8 protein-coding genes are annotated in these 22,120 nt (G+C 39.2%); all 8 read right to left on the reverse strand.

All coding sequences use genetic code 11. From position 1 onward, the window contains the following. Positions 1 to 6 precede the first annotated feature (6 nt). The 8 genes from QNI22_RS10875 to QNI22_RS10910 all read right to left on the reverse strand — a co-directional run bounded on the left by QNI22_RS10875 (position 7) and on the right by QNI22_RS10910 (position 22,081). Complete coding sequence (locus tag QNI22_RS10875) at positions 7 to 5,310, reverse strand: hypothetical protein (RefSeq protein WP_314510658.1); 5,304 nt, start codon at positions 5,308 to 5,310, stop codon at positions 7 to 9. A 47-nt stretch (positions 5,311 to 5,357) separates the two neighbouring features. Then, positions 5,358 to 5,987 carry a hypothetical protein gene (locus QNI22_RS10880; protein ID WP_314510659.1) on the reverse strand — a complete coding sequence of 210 codons (630 nt, stop codon included), beginning with the start codon at positions 5,985 to 5,987 and terminating at the stop codon, positions 5,358 to 5,360. 319 nt (positions 5,988 to 6,306) lie between these two features. After that, positions 6,307 to 6,849 (reverse strand): OmpH/Skp family outer membrane protein, encoded by a 543-nt coding sequence (locus QNI22_RS10885; protein WP_314510660.1) that lies wholly within the window; start codon positions 6,847 to 6,849, stop codon positions 6,307 to 6,309. Positions 6,850 to 7,358: 509 nt separating this feature from the next. Then, positions 7,359 to 7,820, reverse strand: coding sequence for a hypothetical protein (locus tag QNI22_RS10890; RefSeq protein ID WP_314510661.1), 462 nt, complete (start codon positions 7,818 to 7,820; stop codon positions 7,359 to 7,361). 38 nt (positions 7,821 to 7,858) lie between these two features. Then, positions 7,859 to 12,514 (reverse strand): RHS repeat domain-containing protein, encoded by a 4,656-nt coding sequence (locus QNI22_RS10895; RefSeq protein WP_314510662.1) that lies wholly within the window; start codon positions 12,512 to 12,514, stop codon positions 7,859 to 7,861. 90 nt (positions 12,515 to 12,604) lie between these two features. Next, the gene (locus QNI22_RS10900) at positions 12,605 to 17,686 is read right to left on the reverse strand and encodes a hypothetical protein (protein ID WP_314510663.1); all 5,082 of its coding nucleotides are present in this window, start codon (positions 17,684 to 17,686) and stop codon (positions 12,605 to 12,607) included. 47 nt (positions 17,687 to 17,733) lie between these two features. Next, entirely contained in the window at positions 17,734 to 18,384 is a 651-nt protein-coding gene (locus QNI22_RS10905; protein WP_314510664.1) for a hypothetical protein, read from the reverse strand. Between the two features lie 604 nt (positions 18,385 to 18,988). After that, on the reverse strand, positions 18,989 to 22,081 hold the full coding sequence (locus QNI22_RS10910; protein ID WP_314510665.1) for a beta strand repeat-containing protein: 3,093 nt from the start codon (positions 22,079 to 22,081) through the stop codon (positions 18,989 to 18,991). Between the last annotated feature and the right edge of the window lie 39 nt (positions 22,082 to 22,120).

Raw genomic sequence — 22,120 nt, forward strand, 5'->3', positions numbered from 1 at the left:
TAATCCTTATTGTGGGCGTGCATAGTTGTATCTGATTTCACTGGTCTTTGCAACACTGTACTGGAATGTTTCCCTATAGGTACGAATCAATCTTCCTATACCGTCATATTCATATCGGGTAAACATATTGTTATTATCCAGAATATGAGTGAGTTCTCCAGTAAACGGATCATATACATATGTTGCCAGTCCTCCATCCATGGGTTGGAAGCGGAAATCATCAAAATACAAAGGAGTAGTACCATTATTCAAACATCCTACTTCTAAAGTACCCGTTCCATTTACAGGTATTAGAATTGTCAAGGTATACCATCCATTGGCTTGTTTTGTTATTACAGGTGCATCAGAAAGATGAGTTTCACCATTGATCTTGTAGTATAATCTGGCATTTGTTGGCAGAGTAGCTTGATCGTTTTGTATTGCATTACGTACCCATACTCTGGCTACATATTTGCGACCCGATTGTAACTTCATCTCTTCTATTGCAGAAGAATAAACAAAACCAGATTGTTGCCCATTCACCTGCAAACTTTTACTGCCTGTATGAGCCACTGTAGATACAGCAGTTACAGCTGAAGCATCTGTCCCTGTAAGTCGAGCCAACACTCCTCCTCCGAAATAGCCGTCAATTTCCTGATCTTCTGCACCACTAAAGGCTATTTCATTATAATTAGCCATAGAACCAGACGCGATGGCTAATGTCTGATTATATCCCAGTTTAGTAGCAGATACATTATTATTTATATCTCTCGCTTCAAGAGCATTTGAATAGATATCATAGAGAGTTATCTCACCTGTCTTACGCCACAACGTACTGATCTCAGGATTCGTAAAGTCGAAAGTTGTAAACTGGCTGTTTGGTGTTATACCACTGGCATCACTTCCCTGGGGAACAAAAACATACGTAGCCTTTTTACGCCAAACATCATTCTGTGTCGACTGATTTACAATATTCACCGAATTACTCCACGTTTGAGCACTTGCACTCACTACACCGATAGGTTCATTGTTTGCATCAACTTTATACATATAAGAAGCCGCATTTTGTGTAAGCATATGCTTATTCAAACCCGGATTCGTAATTTCAGGATGTGCGGGATCATATACCTTTAATCCCATCTGAGGATAGACAGTATAAGCGGGAACAGACACAGACATGAAGCGATTACCATATCCATCTGTTGACACAGAACGTGTCAATTCTCCAGAGTAGAAATCAAATGCCAGATTCTGTGTTTGTGCTTTTACACCCGTCTTATAATTGATAGTAGTACTACCAGTAGGAATATTAGGATAAAATTCCCGCCGGGTCATTGTGCCTAGCAAATCATATTTACCATAAGATTGTTTGGCAAAATGAGCATCTGTAAAGTTCTCCTGAATAATTCCCTGATTATTAAAACCTGCCAACGCATCCTTATAGGCAGAGGTCTTATCATTAATATCATCATAAAGATAATTATTGATAGTCTCTGTTAGCTTTTGCCCCTGCTTATCATAGTAAATAACACGTTTTATGCTACCAATACGTGAAGAATAATCTTCTAGTGCCAACTTCCGCATTTTCACATGATCACCATCTTCCAGCTTGATTCCCTGTACATTATTATTGATCAGGTTAAATTTATCATCTGTTATGATTTTGCGACGAACCATATCTTCTTTAAATACCTCAACCTGATATTTTACTTTTCCAGGAATTTCGAATGCAGTTTGTGAACCAGGTTGTAATACAGATTCTCCAACAGTTACATATTCATACATTACACCTGGAGCTGGAAGCTCTCTGGCAATCATCAACATATTTGAGTACGAATCCCACAGATTATTTCTTAGCTCTCTACCATAGATAGATATAGCTTCGGAATTACTTGCAGCTATATGATAAAAACCAGCAGGCAATTGAATCTTGGGTTCCACTACTCTAAAAGGCTCAAATGAAGTGACTCCAGAGGTTAACGAATTCATACCTGTGTAATCATACGTAGTACTCTTTTTTAAATCACCGATTTTTAGTTGTATGGCTGTTACTCTTATACCACCTCCTTTAGTTTCTGTTTTGGTAGGTGATAATAGAAAACCACCATAAATATCTTCAGGAAAAGCGCTGGAAATATACATACATGGGCGCTCAAGAGGCCTGTTTCCACAATTACCTTCTGTTGGTAGTGGTTTTGCAAGCAAGTTTTGAGTTTTAGTCAGATCATCATAGAATGCACCATCTTTAAAAACAGCATAATCAGCTCCTAACTCCGTTAGAACCATACCTTGTGTCTTTTTCAACATGGGAATATGGCTAGAGGGAAAAACATTGTTATTACTACAATCAACCTCATACGAGTTGTCATCGCTCAAGTCCACATTACAAAAGAAATTATCATCATTTGCCTTATAAGCTGCATATACAAGAGCACCATAGCTCCCTCCAAGCTTTAATAATTCGGACATTTTATCTGTTTCCCAGAAGGTTACTCTCATCTGGTTATCAGCCAATGGCTTAATAGATTTTATTCTAAGAATTGACTTTCTGGCTAATACAGGCATGTTATAGGAATCTGACTCATAGTTAACAGAAATTGTAGCGCCAGTAGCAGTGGTAATGTTGCGAAGCGACCATACATCTACAGCCAGAGCCGAAACATTTGTTACAGCTCTTGACAGGTTTTCATTATCCAAACTAATATAATCCGGCTTGTACATACCCCAGGAATCATAATACATAAAATTATAAGGGGCATTTTTGGTAGTAGAAGCGACAGATGTACCTCCTATTGTTGTAGGAGCTGTTTTTAGAAACTGTATAGAATAATTTCCAGAGGAGCCGGTAAAAATTACAGCATGATATCCATTAAAAGCAATGATATCACCTGGCAAAAACTGATCTCCACTTAGTACTCTAAGTGTACCTCGTGTTGTAAACGCATCCACTTTGGTAATAGAGGTAACTGAGACAGTAGCTGTACGTTTTTCTACAGCCGGAATATCGTAGTCAAAAATTGTGGATGGAATAAGGTCAGCTCCTTGTTTACCAAGAGTCTTCAAAGACTTTAAAGTCAACTTCCCGGAAGGAATGCCTGTAGAACTATAGAAATTTGAAACTCCTGGACATAATGAATAGTCATAACCAAATACCAGCGTTCGCAGCGTTTTGTTCTTAAACTGTGAATCTGTTGCTATATCCTTCCCATCAATAACAAAATCAGTGTTTCCTCTTCCATATAACAAAGGATCATAATCTTTGGCATTGATCAGATGGATTTTATCTAATCTGAGTGTGGTACCTGTAAGAGATGCATTACTTATAAAATTCGCATCACGGCCATCTAATCGTTCACTTTTTTCAAAAACGGCTACATGCGAACGACTAACAACAGCATTTAAGTAATAGAGTTCTTTTTTTCCCTGAGAGTAGTTCTGGAATTGATTGTCCACATCCATAGCAAATCCTTCAGATGGATTTCTCCATGCATAATCACTTTTCCATTTTCCGTAATCAAATCGTATCCAATATCCCCAGTCATTCCCACTTACCAAACCATTATTATCTTTATCTACATAATCGGGTCCTGTAATTGCTGTCAGAAACCAGGTATAAGCATAAGCATTTGGTTTCTTAAGATCATTATATGCTTCTGGACCAATTCCGTTATATTCACTACGTTTTACAGTCTCAGAATAAATCTCTTCTTCATAACTATAAGCAGGTAAGGCATAATGGTAAGTTACACCACTTTCGTTAGTAATAGAGAATCCTCCAATCAGATTACTGTTTGAGGTGCTTCTGGTAAAATTGAGAGCTTGAGTATCTATAAATCCATTTACTTTGGCAGTCCCGTTTAGGATCTCCTGATTGGTATACCATTCTATATTTTTGGAGCCAGGCAACTTATTTATTTGCCTGCTTGTACTATTTGTATTATATAATCCTGTTTCCGGACTTGTAGATGAATAAACTTCACTTAACGGAGCACTCGTTTGTGAAGAATTAACGAATGTACCTCCTTCATATAAAAATTTATTTGAAAAATCGTTATCGAACCGAAAACCTGTCTTTTGATAGGTGTTCCATTCGGGACTAGTCTGTGTTTGGTAATTATATTGTTTAAGCAAATAAGTATCACCATTCTTTTTATTTTGTCTCACCAGCTTTTTCCGAAACCAGTAAGGCCTCATACTCCCTGAAACGCCCTGAGAAGCTACATAAAAATTATCATAATCCGGAAAACTTCCTCCCATCACATTTTCAGCAGATAGATTTTTAGTCATAGATGAATCTATATCTGCAATGCTATATGTATCAAAAGCATTTTTATCAAAGTCAACACTTGACGATGGATAGTATAAAGTCCCATTTGTTAATATTTCATCTTTTTCATCAGACCAATACCGTTCATAATCATATCCTACATCAATTGTTCCCCAAGCTACTGGAATAGGAATAGTAAAGCCAGAGCCAGTCGTAGACGTTTTACCATAGTTTTGATTATTTACACGGCCTTCGAATCCCCCAACATTCGCTGATACGGTTACACCTGTAGAAGATATGTTTGCTCCTACACTGTTACCATATGCATCAGATAAACCAACGCTTCCTGAATAACTAATAGATTTAAAGTTCGTACTGGCATTTAATCCTCCACTCAGAGCGCCAGAGCTTCTAGCTGCACTTCCAATAGGTACAGCAGCGCCCAGCCTAGCATTAGCACTTGTACTAAAATCACCCAAAGGATCCCAACCTGCCTTAACACCGACATTTCCTCCTATATTTTTCCAACCAAACTTTCCACCTAGTCCCATGGAAAACCCTAAACCACTTCCCAGATATGTGTCACGGGAAACGGATAAATTGAATGATACACTGGCAGGTGTTTGTCCTATTCCTACAGTGGTTCCTAAAGAATAAGTGGTTCTTGCACCACCTTTCCAGAAATCATGAACCACATGATTCATATTTTGATGATCATCTGCATATCCATTTACAGTTCTGTTTATCGCACCTGTATTGACTGTCCAACCCAATCCTGTCCATGAAGCTTCTTCGTTAGGTTGTATCCCTGCATGGTATGAAAGAGAAAGCGGATATCCTCCTTCTGGGCCTGGAACTTCTAATAAAGGAATGTTATAATTGAAGTCTCCAGATTGTAAATTTACCATATCAGTGGTATCGATAGGCTCAAAACTGGTTGCTTCTGGTGCAGTAGGTCCTGCTGTCAGCGCATACGTTGCAAGAGGTGCAATAATCTGCTGTAGAATATTTAATAACAAAAATACAGCAATTATTCGCACCAATCTTTTTTTCTTTGGTATCATAGTATGGTACTAATAGAGTAGTCTTATAATAAAATAGATCGGGTAGATTATAGATTGATATTTTTTATATCCAGTGTGGGTACATCCTGAATATCTTTTAACAGAAAGCGGAAAGGCAGATTGCCGACACCCAGGCCATATTCTTTCATATTTACCTGTACCCACTCTGTATTTTGCAGATCTTTTTTAGGAAATGCCAATAACAACGTATTAGCCGTTGCCATTCCATAGGTGCGATCAAACATATAGTTAGCTAGTGCAACTGTATCCTTATTGGCACTTACCAGTTCTGTATATTCACCCATACGAAAAGCCAATACCTGTAACAAGTCACTGTAACTACCCATATCTCCCACCTGATGTAACACCTCTTTGTTATCATGCGATAGGTTTACAGTGAAATAGTAGTAGTCTGCGTATTTTTTTGTCAACTGAGCCAGTAGGCTATCAGAAGGAGTATGTCCGGCAAGTTCCTGGGCAACAAGTAATTCCTGAGGATGGTAATTCACCTGTACGTTTATGTTCTGTACCAGTTTTGATTGTATCAAACCATTTTCTGGTGTTGTGATATATCCTTGTAATTCTTCTCTTGAATGAACCTTATTCTGACATGCCACTGTAAGCACTCCCAGAAACAGGTTTAGTATCCACACCAATCTCTTCGTATTGATTTTCATAGTCATTACCACTTTTATTTTTTTAGTCTGCTTTATCACAAATACATAACTAACTCAAAAAGAGAAGTATATCAATTATCTCCATCTATGAATTTGAGATAGAATATTACATGTAACATTCTATACAAAGTTACCTCTATAATAAAGGATAATACAAAAAAAATAAAGCCTATTTTACAACTTATGGTTGTATTTTGAAACTCAAAGTTGTTTCTATATTAATTAGACAGAGGTATAAACTATCAGCAAAAAAATGGACAAAGAGAATACACTCCCTGTCCATTTTAAACTAAAAAAAGTTCTATATTGATTTTGCCTGTTACTTATGTGAATACTCCTGGTTAATAATGGCCAATACATCTTCTGTAATATCCAGTTTCTTTTGAGCATAGGCAATATTACCTGTCTGATTCGCTGCCAGAATAATCTGGTATCCATGTTCCTTTCCATAACGGTCCAGAAAGGCATTTACCTGGTCTACTACCTGTTTGGTAAGTTTTACATCTTCCTGGCGTGCTTTCTCAGCTATAGCCTGCTGGTATTGCGCTAACTGGCGCTGCTTGGATTCAATAACCTGACGCGATAAATCACGTTCTTTGGCAGACATGGAAGGAATTTGTTTTTCATGTTCTTTGATAGCTGTCTGCACTTCCTGCATCAGTGTATCTACATTGGCTTGCCAGCCTTTGGCTTTCTGCTCATATTCGGTTCGGGCATTTACCATAGCCTGATAGCCATTTAATAATTTTGCAGAATCTACATACACAACTTCTGTATTTGCTCTCTTAAAATAGAGAATATATAGTACGGCAATAGAAACAGTAACAAGAATGTAAAAACCAATCTGAAAATAGCGGTTCATAAAATAATTAAATGCTGGATTAAAATGATTAAATGGGTTAATGTGATAAAAGTTGTATGCAAGCAGATACTCAGATCAAATTAATTCCAAGGAAAATCCCGGTTATACTTACTTTCTTTCCATTTTTGGAAACAAAGAACCAGAATTATAGATGTTCATTTGCCTCTGAGTCGCTTATAAACTTTTCAATTCTGAATACATTTTGTATACAATATGTAACCATACTACAATAGTTTACTTACAAATAGGATATTTAGTAGGATTCTGTACGCTATAGATAGAAAGAAAATAGCCTAAAACATAGTAAGATTACATGTTTTAGGCTATCTGGTAGCAGGTATATCACATACTTATTGAGGATGACTTAGTAGTATCCTATACTACATACAAAACATTTGATACCATACAATTAATTCATGTTCTTCTGACAAAATTAGTACCTATAGTATAGATAGTAACTTTATTGCGTGTATTACCTGTATATGCATTCTTTGAGAAGAAGATTACATTTACAATCCAAATTTTGATTTCATTTCATCAAAATTAAGTAATAATTGCAATTCAGGATAAAAATCAACAAATTCTAAAAATAGATGTTGCTTGAATGTTTTTACTTTCTTAAACAAGCTATCAAAATCTATATCTAACTGAAAAGTGTCATTAATATTGTAAGTAGTAATCGTGCATATCTTTCCTTTCTTTATAATAGATAGTCTATAGTATTCATACATACTAGTAATCCACAGTTCATCATTTGTTTTTAGCGCCAATCTCAAGTTCTCTTCAAAATTTATGGCGAATCCCAATAAATCAACTTTCTTTAAAAATATACATTTATTATTTTGATAAATAAGAATCTTTCCGTATCCAAATTCTGAAATAAGATCTGTATATACCATTTGGTCAAAAGGCACCCACTTTTTATCATTTTTCACATTTTCCCATGAGATAAAGAATTCGATAGAAAACATATTAAAATTATTTTTATTGTTAATATATGATAGTTATTTTACCAAGGATGAGCGGATCTAACAGCTCCATTTTCCATATAAACCATTATTTTTGTTGTTGGAGTAACGCCATCCACCTTTGTACCTATAACTCTTCCCAAGTCATATACAAAAGTATTTAATGGTTTACCAGCTTTTACCCAAGCTTGTGTCACTAATCCCTTTATTTGGTTTTTTGTCTTAAACGCTGAAGAAAATCTACTCACATCTGAATAGGTAGAGCCATGACTATGTCTAATCCAAATATGATCAATAGCCTCCATCCTTCTTTTGTGATCTTTGTAATATCTTACAGCCCATGTCAATTTTCCTAGAGCTCTCGCTTTCTTTGCAAAGTTAAGAGATTGGCTTATGACAGTTTTTCCAGCTTTTACATATACATTACTTGAAGGAATGACACCTAATCCTTCATGTGCATAATCAATCCATCCCTCCATAGGCTCTCCCCATAAATTCTCATCATGGTGGATTCCCGTCCCAATATTGATAACATGTTCTACAGGACTAAAACTAGCTATGCCTCTACCAAATTTTGTCATAGGTTCGCGAGCCCCCTCCGCAAATTGTGCATCTAAACGCGCCACCTTCTGACGAAAGCTATAATTATCGTATTGTGGGCCTATGCCTACCGCATGCCAAGCAGAATTATAAGCACCTTGCAAAACACTTGCTGCGGCAGACATGCCTGAATTTACAGCTTGTCCCATAGCAAACATAGCGCTTCCTACTCCACCTGTAGCGGCAGCAGTTCCACTACCAATAGTACCAACAGCTGGGCCAGGACCAAAGAATCCTCCATCCGGATCAGTCCCATTAGGCCAATCATTACCCATGCCAACATACGGAGAATCGTATTGTCCGTAAGGATCAGGAGAAACCCATCGACCAATCACTGGGTCATACATACGCAATTCAAATGCATTCCATCCTGTTTCCTGCTCAAGCTCTGCATACTGTCCCTGATACCCATACCGATAACCTACTGTTCCATCCCGACGGGCTATTCCACCCATAGCATAATAGTCGCTATATTCTAGTACATCAGCTTTGCCACTTGATTTTGTTTCCGAAATTACAGCCCGGACATTGCCCAGATGATCACTCAATTCATACGTATACTGGCTATCTACAACACGATAAACTCCGATACGACCAGCACCTTCTATTGGAATTTCTTTTAAGGTTACAGTACTGGTATTAGTATTATCATAGATAACCCCTCCTACATAATAGGTTGTAATATTGGTTACATGGTTTATTTTCTTTACTCGTAGTCCAGCTTCATCATATGTATAACTTACTTTTTTCTGTCGACTTGGATCTGTTTTGGGTTTGTCATAGACAGCTACTACCAATCCGAAAGCATCATATTCCAGATAATGAGATAAAGCTTCACTGTTAGCTCCTTTTTCCTGTCCTATCAACTGACCTATTGCATCATATGCATAATTTGCATATGTACCCCCAATAGTACTATTTCCATTCTGATCCTTTACAACTTTATCAACTCTTGAGAGTTTGTTGCTCTTTCCATTATTCTCATAAATATAAGTAAAATTATGCTTTTCGTTACCATTCTGGTCTGTACGTATCAGCCCCAGAATATTACCATGTACATCATACCCTGTAATAGTCTCACGAAACAAATTAGTTTCCACAAAGGCATTTTGCCCGTTGGTAGCTTTTGTAAAGTCAATACCTCCCCATCTGGCTTGTGTTAGCTGATAACGTGTATCATAGGTGTATGCCTGCATGGTCGGTGCTTCGAGAGCTGCGGCTTGGGCAGGAGTCATTGTGCCAGTCACAACTGTAGGTTTCTGCGTATGCCAACTCATGGCCTTGAGGCGACCTGAATAGTAGTCTGTCCCCTCTACTGGCATGCTGGCAATTGGGCTATTGGCTCCTGTATAGTCTCCTGCAAAATATTCCAGATTCATTCCAAATACATCCGGAGCAAACTCACTGGTACCCGTACCATCCTTACCAGGATCTTTTGCCTTGTCTACATGGTTGATGCTTTTCAGCCATCCTTGTATAGTATAGACATAGTCAATACCCTGTAGCTTATCTGCTATTTCTACACGCTTTAATGGACCATGCAGATAATACAGATAAGTAGCCTGAAGCTTTTTGCTGAGCCCATTATCACGGCTGGTGTGTACTTGCAAAAGACGCATATCGGCATCATAGGTATAATAATGACTGAAGCGTTCAGATGGAGTATCACGTTGATAAGCGACTTCACGTAGATTTCCATTACGGTCATAACGGTAGTCTATAATCTTTACTCCTAATCCAGCAATATCCTGAATCATCCATTCTTTCTGTCCCAGTTCGTCATAACTATACCAGGTAGTTACGTTCACATTGGATGTTTTACTGGCAGCACCCAGCGTAAATCGCTGAACCCGCCCACCAGGCACATCTGTAGCAGGTATATCATAATAAGTATTGGTAGTCTCACTGCATCTTACAGGATCTAGTCCTCCACTTCGGGTACGATCTTCCAATATAGTAGCAAAGCCTGTCAATTGGGCTTGTAACTGTACTTCAAATGGATCAGTAGCATTAAAAGGGGTCACAGATGTATACACTCCTGATTGCAAAACACGACCAATACGGTCATAATTGATGTAAGAGAACTTATTTTCCAGCTTTTGTTGTGCATTCTGGCTAAACCGAAGCGTTCCATCTCTACGGTATACATATTCAGTGGTACCTTCATCTACTAAACTAGCTTTGGTCATATCACCATTGGCCGCTGTCTCAAATGTAGTTACAAAAGAGAGTTCATTTTTACTCGTCGGGATTGTACTCAGGTCTACACCTTTTGGGGCAATACTGGCAAGTTGTCGGCCAATGTCATCGTAGATCTGATAACTAAACTCTCCGTATTTTACAGAATAACGGATAGTTTGAGTTCCGCCCAGCGACTCAATCCGGTAAAATCCGGGCGCCAGAGCCAGATTACCAGTAGCACTTTCACTGATAACTGAACCATCCAGCTGGCTATAGATGCGAACGTTTCCCCACTGAATAGTCAGGACTGTTTGTGCATCTGTATTTGGGATGTGTACATCCAGGTAATAGGCATCTGATCCACCCGTTATATTTCCGCTTATTTCCCGGGCAGGAAAAGAAGCATCCGTCCGGCAGGTAGCCAGCAATTTGCCATCAGTATCTGTAAAACTAATGGATTCACGTCCGTTAATATCGATCGAAACACTCTTTACCCCTTTATAAAGAAGACTGGCAGCCGGATCTGTTGCCACAAACAAATTACGTACCTTCAGGTAATGATTATCCAGATCATTGAGTAAAGGCACCACAGCCGATCGCGTTTCGTGGCCATTTCCCATCCGGTGCTGATCTCCGGCAATACTTGTACGGGATACATTACCCTTAGGATCTACATAGGTACGGGCATAGGGAAAACGAGTAGTTGCTACAAGAGGCTCACGTACGTTTTGACTTGAATAATAGACTCCTAAAGTATTCGGATTTGTATTATCAACCGCTAAAGGTGAGTTGACGTGTGTCTGGTCAAAATGGGTAAAATTATAGGGTGCACCACCATATGTCACAAAATTGGTAACATATCGAAAACCTCCCTGTCCTACTGGTGCAGAAAGTGTTTGTATAGCAGGCAGCGCATACTGATCATATAAAGTCTGGCCAACAATAAGTTCATTACGTGTCACATCCTTGCTCTGACTTTGGGTAATTCTTCCCATTCCATCAGAATAGTTGCGACTATCTGCTACTTCTGTTCGTGTGCCAGGTTTTATTTCAGGAGTAGTACCTGAAAGTGCGTCAATCCGCATTTCCAGTGATCCCCCGGCTGCAATACTTAAAAGGCCTTTCTTTACAGTAATCTTATCATTGCTAACATATATTTTCTTTTGAGAGTTAGCATTTATAATCAAAGGATTATCACCTTGAGGCAGCGTAAATGCAGTTGCCAGATAAAAGACGTCATCTCCATAATTACCAGGGCTTACCCCTCCACTTGTTGGTTCTTCAACAAACGTTTCTCCATAAACAGTCGCTTGTGTCCAATTATAAGGATCTGTGCTTTGGTTAACAGTAATTGTGACACTCTTAATACCGGGACATGCCCCAAGTCCTGTACCTATTACTGTATAGGTAGTTGTTTGTTCGGGGGATACCGTAATCTGATAATCATGTTCATTCAACTCAACATTTCCAGCCCGCCAGGTATATGTGTTACCACCACTGGCTGTTAATGTCACTGCTTCATAAGGATTAGCAGTCTGTTTGGTAGCTGTCAATGTGATCACAGGAGATTCAGGAATAAACACCTCAATTGATGTCCCACCAGCGCTAATGTAATAGGTGCCCGGTTTCAGGAAGCGAATAACCCTTTCCGTATTTCTGCTATCTGATAGAATATGATAATCTACTTCCGGAGTTATTGGTCCGTAATACCAGTTGAGCGTAGGCACAGAGGTCTGCTGACCTGGATTCCAGGTCAGAGTCACATCTGAGTCCAGACAGGGATAAACCGTATTACCACCTGTCCAGGTCATATCAATCCATTGAGCACTGGCAAACTGTACATTCACACAAACAAGGACAAACAGCCATATCACTACTTTGACTACCTTATCAGGCATCTTTATATACTTATACATATAGGCGTTTAGTTATAGGAATTAGATGTAAGAAGGTGTTTTTAAGCAGATGTGCTGATCTTATTCAACACATCTGCACATTCAATGAGACTATTTGGGACGTGCGTAGTTATATTTTTTCTCACTAAGCTGTTGTCTGACACCTGTCTCTCCCAAGCGTTCCTGATAAGTCTTAATCAATATACCAGCGTCATCGTATTCATAAAATGTATAGATATTATCATTATCCAGTATATGTGTAACTTGCCATGTTTTAGGATTATACACATATCCCGTCATAGGAGCATCTATAGGATGGAAACGGAAATCGTCGATGTATACAGGAGTAGCCCCTGTGTTGGTAGCACCTACAGTCAGTGTCTGCCCATTGATACTTGCAGGGATATCAACAAATGCATTTACCAGATACCAGTTTCCAGACAGTTGTGCTCCTGGATCAGCTAATCCTACCTGTTTCAGGATATGAGCCCCTTGTGCATCTGTATATTGTACATACAAACGCGCTGCTTTACTGGCAAAGTCATCTCTATGTATCCACGCACTAATGCGATAGGTTCTGCCTGTCTCTATTTCTGTAGCAGGATCATTTGCATCCCCAGCCAACGCAGTGTACCGGAATCCATGTTCACCATTTTGCAACTTTACCGAATACAAGCCTGTGTGGGCTACATCAGAGCTTTGCTTATCCGCATCCCGTACTTCTCCACCAAAGTGGAATACATTGGGAGCCACCATTGTTTTGTCTTCAGCCCCTGAGTAGACAATTTCTGTATAACGGGCATTGGAAGCATTGGCAATGGTATACTGTTGGTTGTATCCTTTTTTGGAGGCAGCAAAATTACCATTCATATCTTTGGACATCAAGCTTGCAGAATAGTGGTCATATGCAGCTGTTTCTCCAACCTTTAACCAGGGAGATAATTGTGTTAAGCTACTCCAGTTAAAATCAGTAGAAGTACTGAAGCCTTTTAATGTACCATCGGCATTAAGTTCACGGCCATCCCATACCCAGGCTTCCTGTTTCCGCCATATCTTTGGTCCTTCGGTCTTGTTTAGATATTTTGAAGTTGCTTCATCATAACTACGATAAGAATCCCATCCTTTCCAGGTCTGTACTGCAACAGATACAGGGGCAGTGGACCGTTGACCATTCTGAACTCTGTACACATAGGATGCAGTAGGTTGCACCATCATATTTTTATTGAGAGGATTCAGCGTTTTAGACCCCATCTCAGGATATTTCTCATACGCTGGTACCTCAACAGATACAAATGTATTCCCTAAAGCATCTGTCTGTTGTGATTCAAGAACTTGTCCCGTCAGGAAATCAAACAGCTGAGTGCTGGCTGTATTACTGATAGTACCTTTGGTAGTAGTTTGGGACACCAGCACAGACGGAATATATTTTTTACTAGTACGAAATAACTTGTGATACTGAGTCCACCATATATCATTACCTTGTTGCTCCCAGGCAAGAATAAGTTCGTTCGTCATCACACCTTCAGTAAACACCCCTTGCTTGTTGGCATAATTAGCCACATTGCTATTGTTTGGAATAGCATTGGAATATCCTAGTGTGGTAGTCTGCTCTAGTTTATTATTACCATTGTATTTTTTAATGCTTCTAGGCTGTCCAATCTGTGATATGGAAATTTCATTTATGTAATTACTTTCATAAAGACGAGTCTTTTTCAGTGTTCCTACATATTCCTCGTCCTGGTACATATAAGGATTATTTATTTTCACCATTTCGCTGCGGGGAGTTGTAAATGTATACTCTGTCCGCATAGAAAAATTATCCGTAGTCCCAATGGAGTTTATAACATTCACTCGTCCATATAATACAGGTGTCTGAGGATAATCTCCCAATTCTGTCAAATGCAGATAACGCACATTATCTACCTCAGTATACGGAACTTTCGAAACCACACCTGAGCTTACCGCACCTGCAGTAATACTTCTTCCATAGTTGTATTTTGTCTGATAGGTATTTCCTGTAGCATCCGTTGTACGAATACGGGAAACTCGTATATCCCCACCTTTCCGGTCTGCAGGCATACCTATATACCCTTCAATCTTATCAGCAACACTTAAGCAATTTGCAGGCGGATTTGAACTATTAGGTACTTGAGGAGGATTAGCAATCTCAATCTGGTTCGCAGTCACTTTTGTTAAAGTATAAGCACCTCCAGCCTCACCTGTTTGTTGTTCGCTTAAATTTGAAGAAGGACATGCATATGCCTTCCAAACTGTTGCATAGAGATATACCAGATCTCCAGGCTGGTAATAGTTACGTAAATCTCCAGTATAATTCGGGAAAGAGATGCTGCCAACAGTTGGATTATATATCTGCCGGTTAAAAGTCAGATTACTTCCCAATGGATACTCAGAAACCGAAGAATAGGTATCTCTTTCATAATCGAATTCAATAGTTCCACCCAAAGGAGTTATAATTTTCTTCAATGACCACGAAGCAGCATCTGCGTCAATTGAAGAGGCTTTGTGTGAATTTACACTTGTTGTTCCTGCACTATTGTAAAATCCCCACTGATCCCATTTATTACGGCTATACTCTGGATTATCACCATATTGAAAAGTAAAGTCAGGCATTAATTTAAAACTATTTGGCCCATACATCGAAACACTTTCCAATGTCAGTTTGCCTCCTCTATCGTTAGAATTCACTCCCATATTTGCCTGATCATCTAGTTGGATACCAGGAGGAGTTACTGCACTCACAAAGGAATTGATTGTCTTTCTGCAAAGTCGATAGCTATAGTTGAAAACAACCCGCTTCAAGGCATTTTGACTAATGTAATCACGGATACGACTATCAGCATTCACATCATTGATATCCAATACATTTAAAAAGGTATCACCACTTTTCAGACTAGCATCTGAGGAGGTTGTATTGTTAGCCGTATTTTCATTAAAAGCAGGTACTCCGCTTCCTATTCCATTTGCAGTTGAAAGCTTTTTATAATCTTCATTTGTCAAGACAATAACTTCATCCAACTTGAGTGAGGAAGAAGGAAATCTTTCGTTAAAATTTCCCAAATTTGGATTTAACGTTGCACTTCCTGTATAATGCCCTCTGCCATCTTCCCGTACACTTTTGACAAACAAAGCTGTATGTGAACGTGTAGAGATTTTGTTGAGATAATACGTTTCTTTGTATCCTTCTGTATAAGAAGGAGAATTTAAGGTATTATCATCCTCATTATAGGAATAACCTACATATGGGGATCGCCACTTATAGTTAGAGGCAAACTTTCCATAATCAAATTTTACCCAATATCCCCAGTCCTGTTCATCGACTAATCCTGGCGTTCCCCGATCCACAAAATCAGGTCCGGTAACAGCGGTCAATAACCAGGCTGTTGCATACTTTTGAGGGTTAGACTGTGTATAGAATGCATCTGTATTATCCCGGTAGGTGGCTTTTGTAAACTGGCGGAAGTTGTAAACTGGCAATGAATAATGATAAGTAAGTCCATCTTCAGCTGTGATTACAAATCCACCAATTCCTTTTGCAGGAGCTTTGCTACGAAATTCATTATTGGTTCCTGGTATAGTTACGGTGTAACAATCTTCCTCAAAAATTATAGTCCCATCCGTCTGATCAATCGTATAGGGATCGCATTGTTGTTCGGTTCGTGTTGGAATTTGAGTGGGTTGTTTCCATTCCAGAAATAGGCCTTGGTTAACAAGCTGGCTATTTCCATCATATGCACTCAGTATTTCCTCATTGGAATACCAGGCGATATGCTTTCCCGTCACTAATTTTCTATCCTGTAACCCCTTTCTGTTGCCTTCTATCCTTTGTGCATATAAGCTATTATCCGTTACAGTTACGGTCTTTGAAGCATCCCAGGTATTGGAAAATCCCAGTTTAAATTCCCCAGCAGGATCTGTTCCTTTATGATAGTCATAGGCATTGGAAATATCACCATCATACCGAAATCCAACTTTATAGTTCTCATAGGGAATAGCATTGAACTTTAAATGATTTTCACTCATTCGTTTAGGCAATGCAACCGAACCAACTTCAAGACGATAAGGTCTTATATTACCTGACACAGTAGCCCCCATCACTGAGAACATATCATGGGCAATATTAACAGGTCGAGCTGTAGAATATTTGTACTTCCAGTCTTTGTCCTCATCATACTTATTATAGGCAATATAGACATCACTGGCCTGATCTATTGCTTTATTACCCTGATCGCTGGATTGATATACACCCTGAAATGCCGATGGCTTATATGTAGTTGTTCCTTTTACATATAAAGTACTCAAATTACTAGGGGTAGCATTTACAGCAGCATTCTGAAAATAGAGTGAACCAAACATTTTCTCCTGACGACTTTCATTAATGAATACCCACCAATCACGATGAAATGCTTTCTTCTTTTCTACATAGGTAGGCTGCATAAAACCCAGAGACATTGTATTGGCAGGCATCACATTGTTCATAATGACACTTGTAGCAACAGATGTTGCTGCACTAACGCCTAAAGAAGTAGCGGCTTTGGCAACACCACTGGCAGCAGCGCTCGCACCGAAGGAAGCTATTGTTATAATCCCTTCCGCCATCTGAGCCGCATTAAAATCAAACTTACCATTTGCACCTCCTATGCCCAGAATATGGCCAGATGTCATTCCATCCTTATTATTAACCGTAGCACTAATTATCCCAAACAAATCCACTTCCCCACCATGACCCTTTTCCACACTCCAGTTAAATCCTACCAAACCCCAGTTACTACGCCACCCACGATCCAGATCATCTTTGTAATTGATAAGGTTATCTTCTCCACTGGCATCATCCGGATATTGAGCAACGTTTCTTGAAATTGCACCAGGATTTAGCGACCAACCAAGACCTACCCATGATGCTTCCTGGTTTAATCCTATTCCAGCATTATAGCTCAATGGCATAGAAAAACCACCATCTGCTCCCGGAATGTCCAGTGCAGGCAAAGTATAGGTCATATCACCTGTACTTAGGTTTACCATATCCGTACTGCCAGGAGACTGGTACGAGGTATGCTCAGCCTGATTAGGTCCCGTTGCAGAAGCATGACTAACTACAGGGAAAATTATATTCGCTGTAATGTTAATCAATAAGAATGAGGCTATTAAACGAGTTATTTTCCTGCGATGCAGCATAGAGGTAGAATAGAAAGATATGGTTTAAATAGTTATAGTGGTTTTGCTTAATTTTCATCAAGTAACTTAAGAGAAGGTATAGCTTTTAAATTATCCATCTTAAATGGAAATGACACTACTCCTAACCCTAGTTGGCTATCCGTGATTTCAATTTTAAAATCCTCGTCCAGTTTAACCTTACGGGTATCGAAAATGAGTATAATCCGACTATGATTTGTGGTATTGAACATTCTGGGATAGACACTTCCCGTAACGGGAAGTGTATCTGACGGCATTATTAGTTTGATTTGCTCTCCAATCTCTCTGTTGAGATACTGCAGGACTTGATTATAGGCATTTCGGTTGTTAATAAAGGAAGCTTCTATCTCCCTGTTGTCCTTGGAAAGATCTAATGCGAAACATAAACGATTCGCATATATGGTGCGAATAGAATCTACAGCAATGGATGACCAATCTGAATGATTTTGCAGCTCTTGTTGCAAGAATATCTCTCCAGGAATAAATGTTAAAGAAACCTGTGTACCTTCTATCTCTTTTTTCTGTATTAGGCCATTCTCAGGATTGTTAATATAGGCTTTGAATTCCATTTCAGAGACAGCATTATTCTTACAACCTGTCATTATGGATAGAGCAATAGCTAAAAATGTATATTTTATACAAGTTATTTTCTTAGCATAAGAAGAATCGGTCAGTATCATTATTTTATAAAATTCACAATGAATGAATACTTTTACAGGAGAAGGAATGGTACTAAAATTTTTATAGATACTCTATACATATGAATAGCTTTGACAGAATGTATAGAAAACGATTCCATATTAGTTGCTGTTTTACAAAGTTACTTAAAGGGCATATCCTGATAAAATTGTCCAATAGCTATTTTGAAACTAATAGTTGTATTTTGAAACTGAAAGTTGTATTCTATATAGGATCAACAGAATACTTAAAAATCTTTTATTATTCTCCATCCGAATCAGATAACCATTCTATAAGAGTTATTTCTCTATATAATTATTGTTACCTATCGTAAACTACTCCAAATTTAAAGGTGAGTAATAAAGAGAGTGAGGTTACATCAATGGTATATGACTTTATAGATGTGTAGACGAAAGTCCAAGCAAAAAATGAACAAGGCAGTAGAGTAGCAAAGGGTAGGAATTCGAGAAAAGGAGGAATAGATCTTTTCAAAAGTAAAAACAGAGCTAACTCTTTGAAAGAGAGCAGGCTCTGTTTTACTATATCTCAACTTGAATAAAAGAATGTCATACATTTGGCATAACAGAATGCCAACTTACACGTATGTTATTGAGGCTTCATCACCACATCATCTTTGGCTGTAGCCATGTTCAGTGATCCGGTTCCAGTACAGGCGATCAATACTTTTTTAGTAAACGTATTCCCTCCACTACAAGAATTAGTTGTATTACCTGTTTTGGTAAAATAAGCTTCATTGAGGAAAGTAGACTGATCCAGATACAGATTAGGAGCTGTAAAGCGGACAATGCCATTGAATACATTCCCTTTGTTGAGGTAGAGTTCTGCGTTTCCTCCAAAGGTCAAGGACTGTTCAGCAGCCCCCAGTTGAGTAAAGTTCCAGAGTCGTAAGGAACCGGCTGTAAAATTCAGAGAGCCTACAGCAATCTTTCTTCCAGAAGAAAGAATAGAGGTACCGCCTGATTCTCCAAAATAAATAAATCCTCCAGCATTGGTAGAATTGACAATAATATCTCCCTGGTATTCACTACCTGCCGCTCCCCGACTTAGGTATAGGCCTCCTCCGGCTGTACCTGAGTTAGTAACAGTTAAAGTACTGCCAAAGATATCTTTTACAGTATTTCCAGTTGTCCAGTAAGTACCTGTAGGAGAGGCGAATGTAAGGCTTGTCACACCCTTAAACCAGTTACCCCCTCTACTGTTTTCTCCACTGGTTCCTGTTTTGGTCAGTGTAGCTGTCTTCTCACAAGTCACTCCATCTAACTGAATTCCTCCGGCAGTTACTGTCAGATCACCCCTAAAGGTGGTAGCGGGACCAAGAATAATAACAGAACTTCCAGACGTAGATAAAGTCATAGGATCTGCTCCTTCCTGCGTGATTCCAGCCAGAGACAAACGACCTGCAGTAAAATTCGCACTTTCTACACGAATCACATGACCAGTCTTTAAAGTGGACAAACCACCCTGATCTCCAAACAATACAGAGCCATTAGCATTGGAAGAATTGATGATAATGTCTCCATTAAATTCATGGCCCGTACCCACACGGCTCAGATAAAACTGGCCTGGTCCTTCTGTCGTTAAAGTTAGATTATTACCAAATACATCTTTCTTACTCTCTCCAAAAGTCCAATATCCGCCACCTGTTGCGGCAATTTTGAAAGTGGTCGGACCGCTGAATGTATTTCCTCCCTGACCATTATACCCACCTGTTCCTGTTTTCTCCAGATAGGCTGTATTATTACAGGTTACTCCATTTAATTGAAAGCCTAAGGCTGTGGCTGTTAAAGGACCTCCAAAATTTGTCAACGGACCTAATGTCAGAGTAGAAGTTCCTGTCAAAGGCAGATTCACAGCAGCAGTACCATTTTGAGTAATACCAGCCAGTTGAAGAGTACCCGCAGAATAACCTTGTGAACCTATTGAAATAGTTTTTCCTGTTGCCAGAGTAGAAGTTCCGTTTCCATATCCAAAAGATATTAAAGCAGAACCTGTAGAGTTGATAATAATATTTCCATTGTATTCATTGCCTGTCGTTGCTCGGGATAAATACAATCCATACCCACTATTGCTGTTACTAATAATAGTCAGATCACCATTAAAAACATCTTTGGAAGTCAGCGCACTACCCATTCCACCTGATCCAGTGGCAGAATATTTAATGGTAGTCGCTCCATTAAACACATTACCTCCATTGCCATTTTCTCCACTTGATCCTGTCTTCTCCAGGTAAGTGGTACCATTACAGGTTACTCCATTCAAAAGTATCCCACCTGCTGTGGCTGTTAAAGGACCTCCAAAATTTGTCAACGGACCTAGTGTCAGAATAGAAGTTCCTGTCATAGATAGATTTACAGCAGCAGTACCATTTTGAGTAATACCAGCCAGTTGAAGAGTACCCGCAGAATAACCTTGTGAACCTATTGAAATAGTCTTTCCTGTTGCCAGAGTAGAAGTTCCGTTTCCATATCCAAAAGATATTAAAGCAGAACCTGTAGAGTTGATAATAATATTTCCATTGTATTCATTGCCTGTCGTTGCTCGGGATAAATACAATCCATACCCACTATTGCTGTTACTAATAATAGTCAGATCACCATTAAAAACATCTTTGGAAGTCAGCGCACTACCCATTCCACCTGATCCAGTGGCAGAATATTTAATGGTAGTCGCTCCATTAAACACATTACCTCCATTGCCATTTTCTCCACTTGATCCTGTCTTCTCCAGGTAAGTGGTACCATTACAGGTTACTCCATTCAAAAGTATCCCACCTGCTGTGGCTGTTAAAGGACCTCCAAAATTTGTCAACGGACCTAATGTCAGAGTAGAAGTTCCTGTCAAAGGCAGATTCACAGCAGCAGTACCGTTCTGGGTAATACCGGCCAGACTAAGTCCTCCAGCAGAGAATCCCTGTGAGCCTATTGAAATGGTTTTGCCTGCTAACAGAGTGGATTTGCCTCCTGTATCTCCGAATAAGATATTGGAATTTGCGGTTGAGCTAACACTAATGTTACCATTAAAAGCATTGGCTGTTCCAGCTCGTGCCAGATAGATTCCGTTTCCACTAGTTCCTGTGTTGATCAGTGTCAGATCTCCATTAAAGGTATCACTCGTGGTTTGTGCACTGGTAATATAGCCACCAGTAGCTGAAGAAAACTTAATGGTAGTCACTCCATTAAACACATTGCCTCCATTACCCGTATCGCCACTGGCTCCTGTCTTTTCAAAAGAGGCTGTAGTATTAAAAGTCGTATACTGAAAAATAATACTACCACTTACTATATTGACACTAGCATTGATAACAGGTCCAGTGGAACTTCCTCCAAACGTAGTAGCTGATCCGGTAGCATTGATAGCACCTGCCCCTACTGTCCCTGCTGGGAAATAAGCTACTCCTGTAATGTTGAGTGTATAGCCGTTAAGCTGAATAGATCCTGATTGTAACGTAAAGTTTGTCACTGTTACATTGCCAGATAATGCAGGGGCATTGCTGGCTGTAGCAATGGTGACATTATCAGTCGATGTAGGCACACCTGCCGGACTCCAGTTTGAGGCTGTATTCCAGTTTGTACTGCTACTTCCTGTCCAGGTATAACTGGCGGATAAGGCAGGGAGAATACTTACCACAAAAAGCAGCAGGAATAACAGGCTTTTTCGAAATCTATTGTGTGGTTGCATGTACATAAATGATCAATAGTAAGATCTTTATTCTATATG

The sequence above is a fragment of the Xanthocytophaga agilis genome, from assembly GCF_030068605.1.
GTDB lineage: Bacteria > Bacteroidota > Bacteroidia > Cytophagales > 172606-1 > Xanthocytophaga > Xanthocytophaga agilis.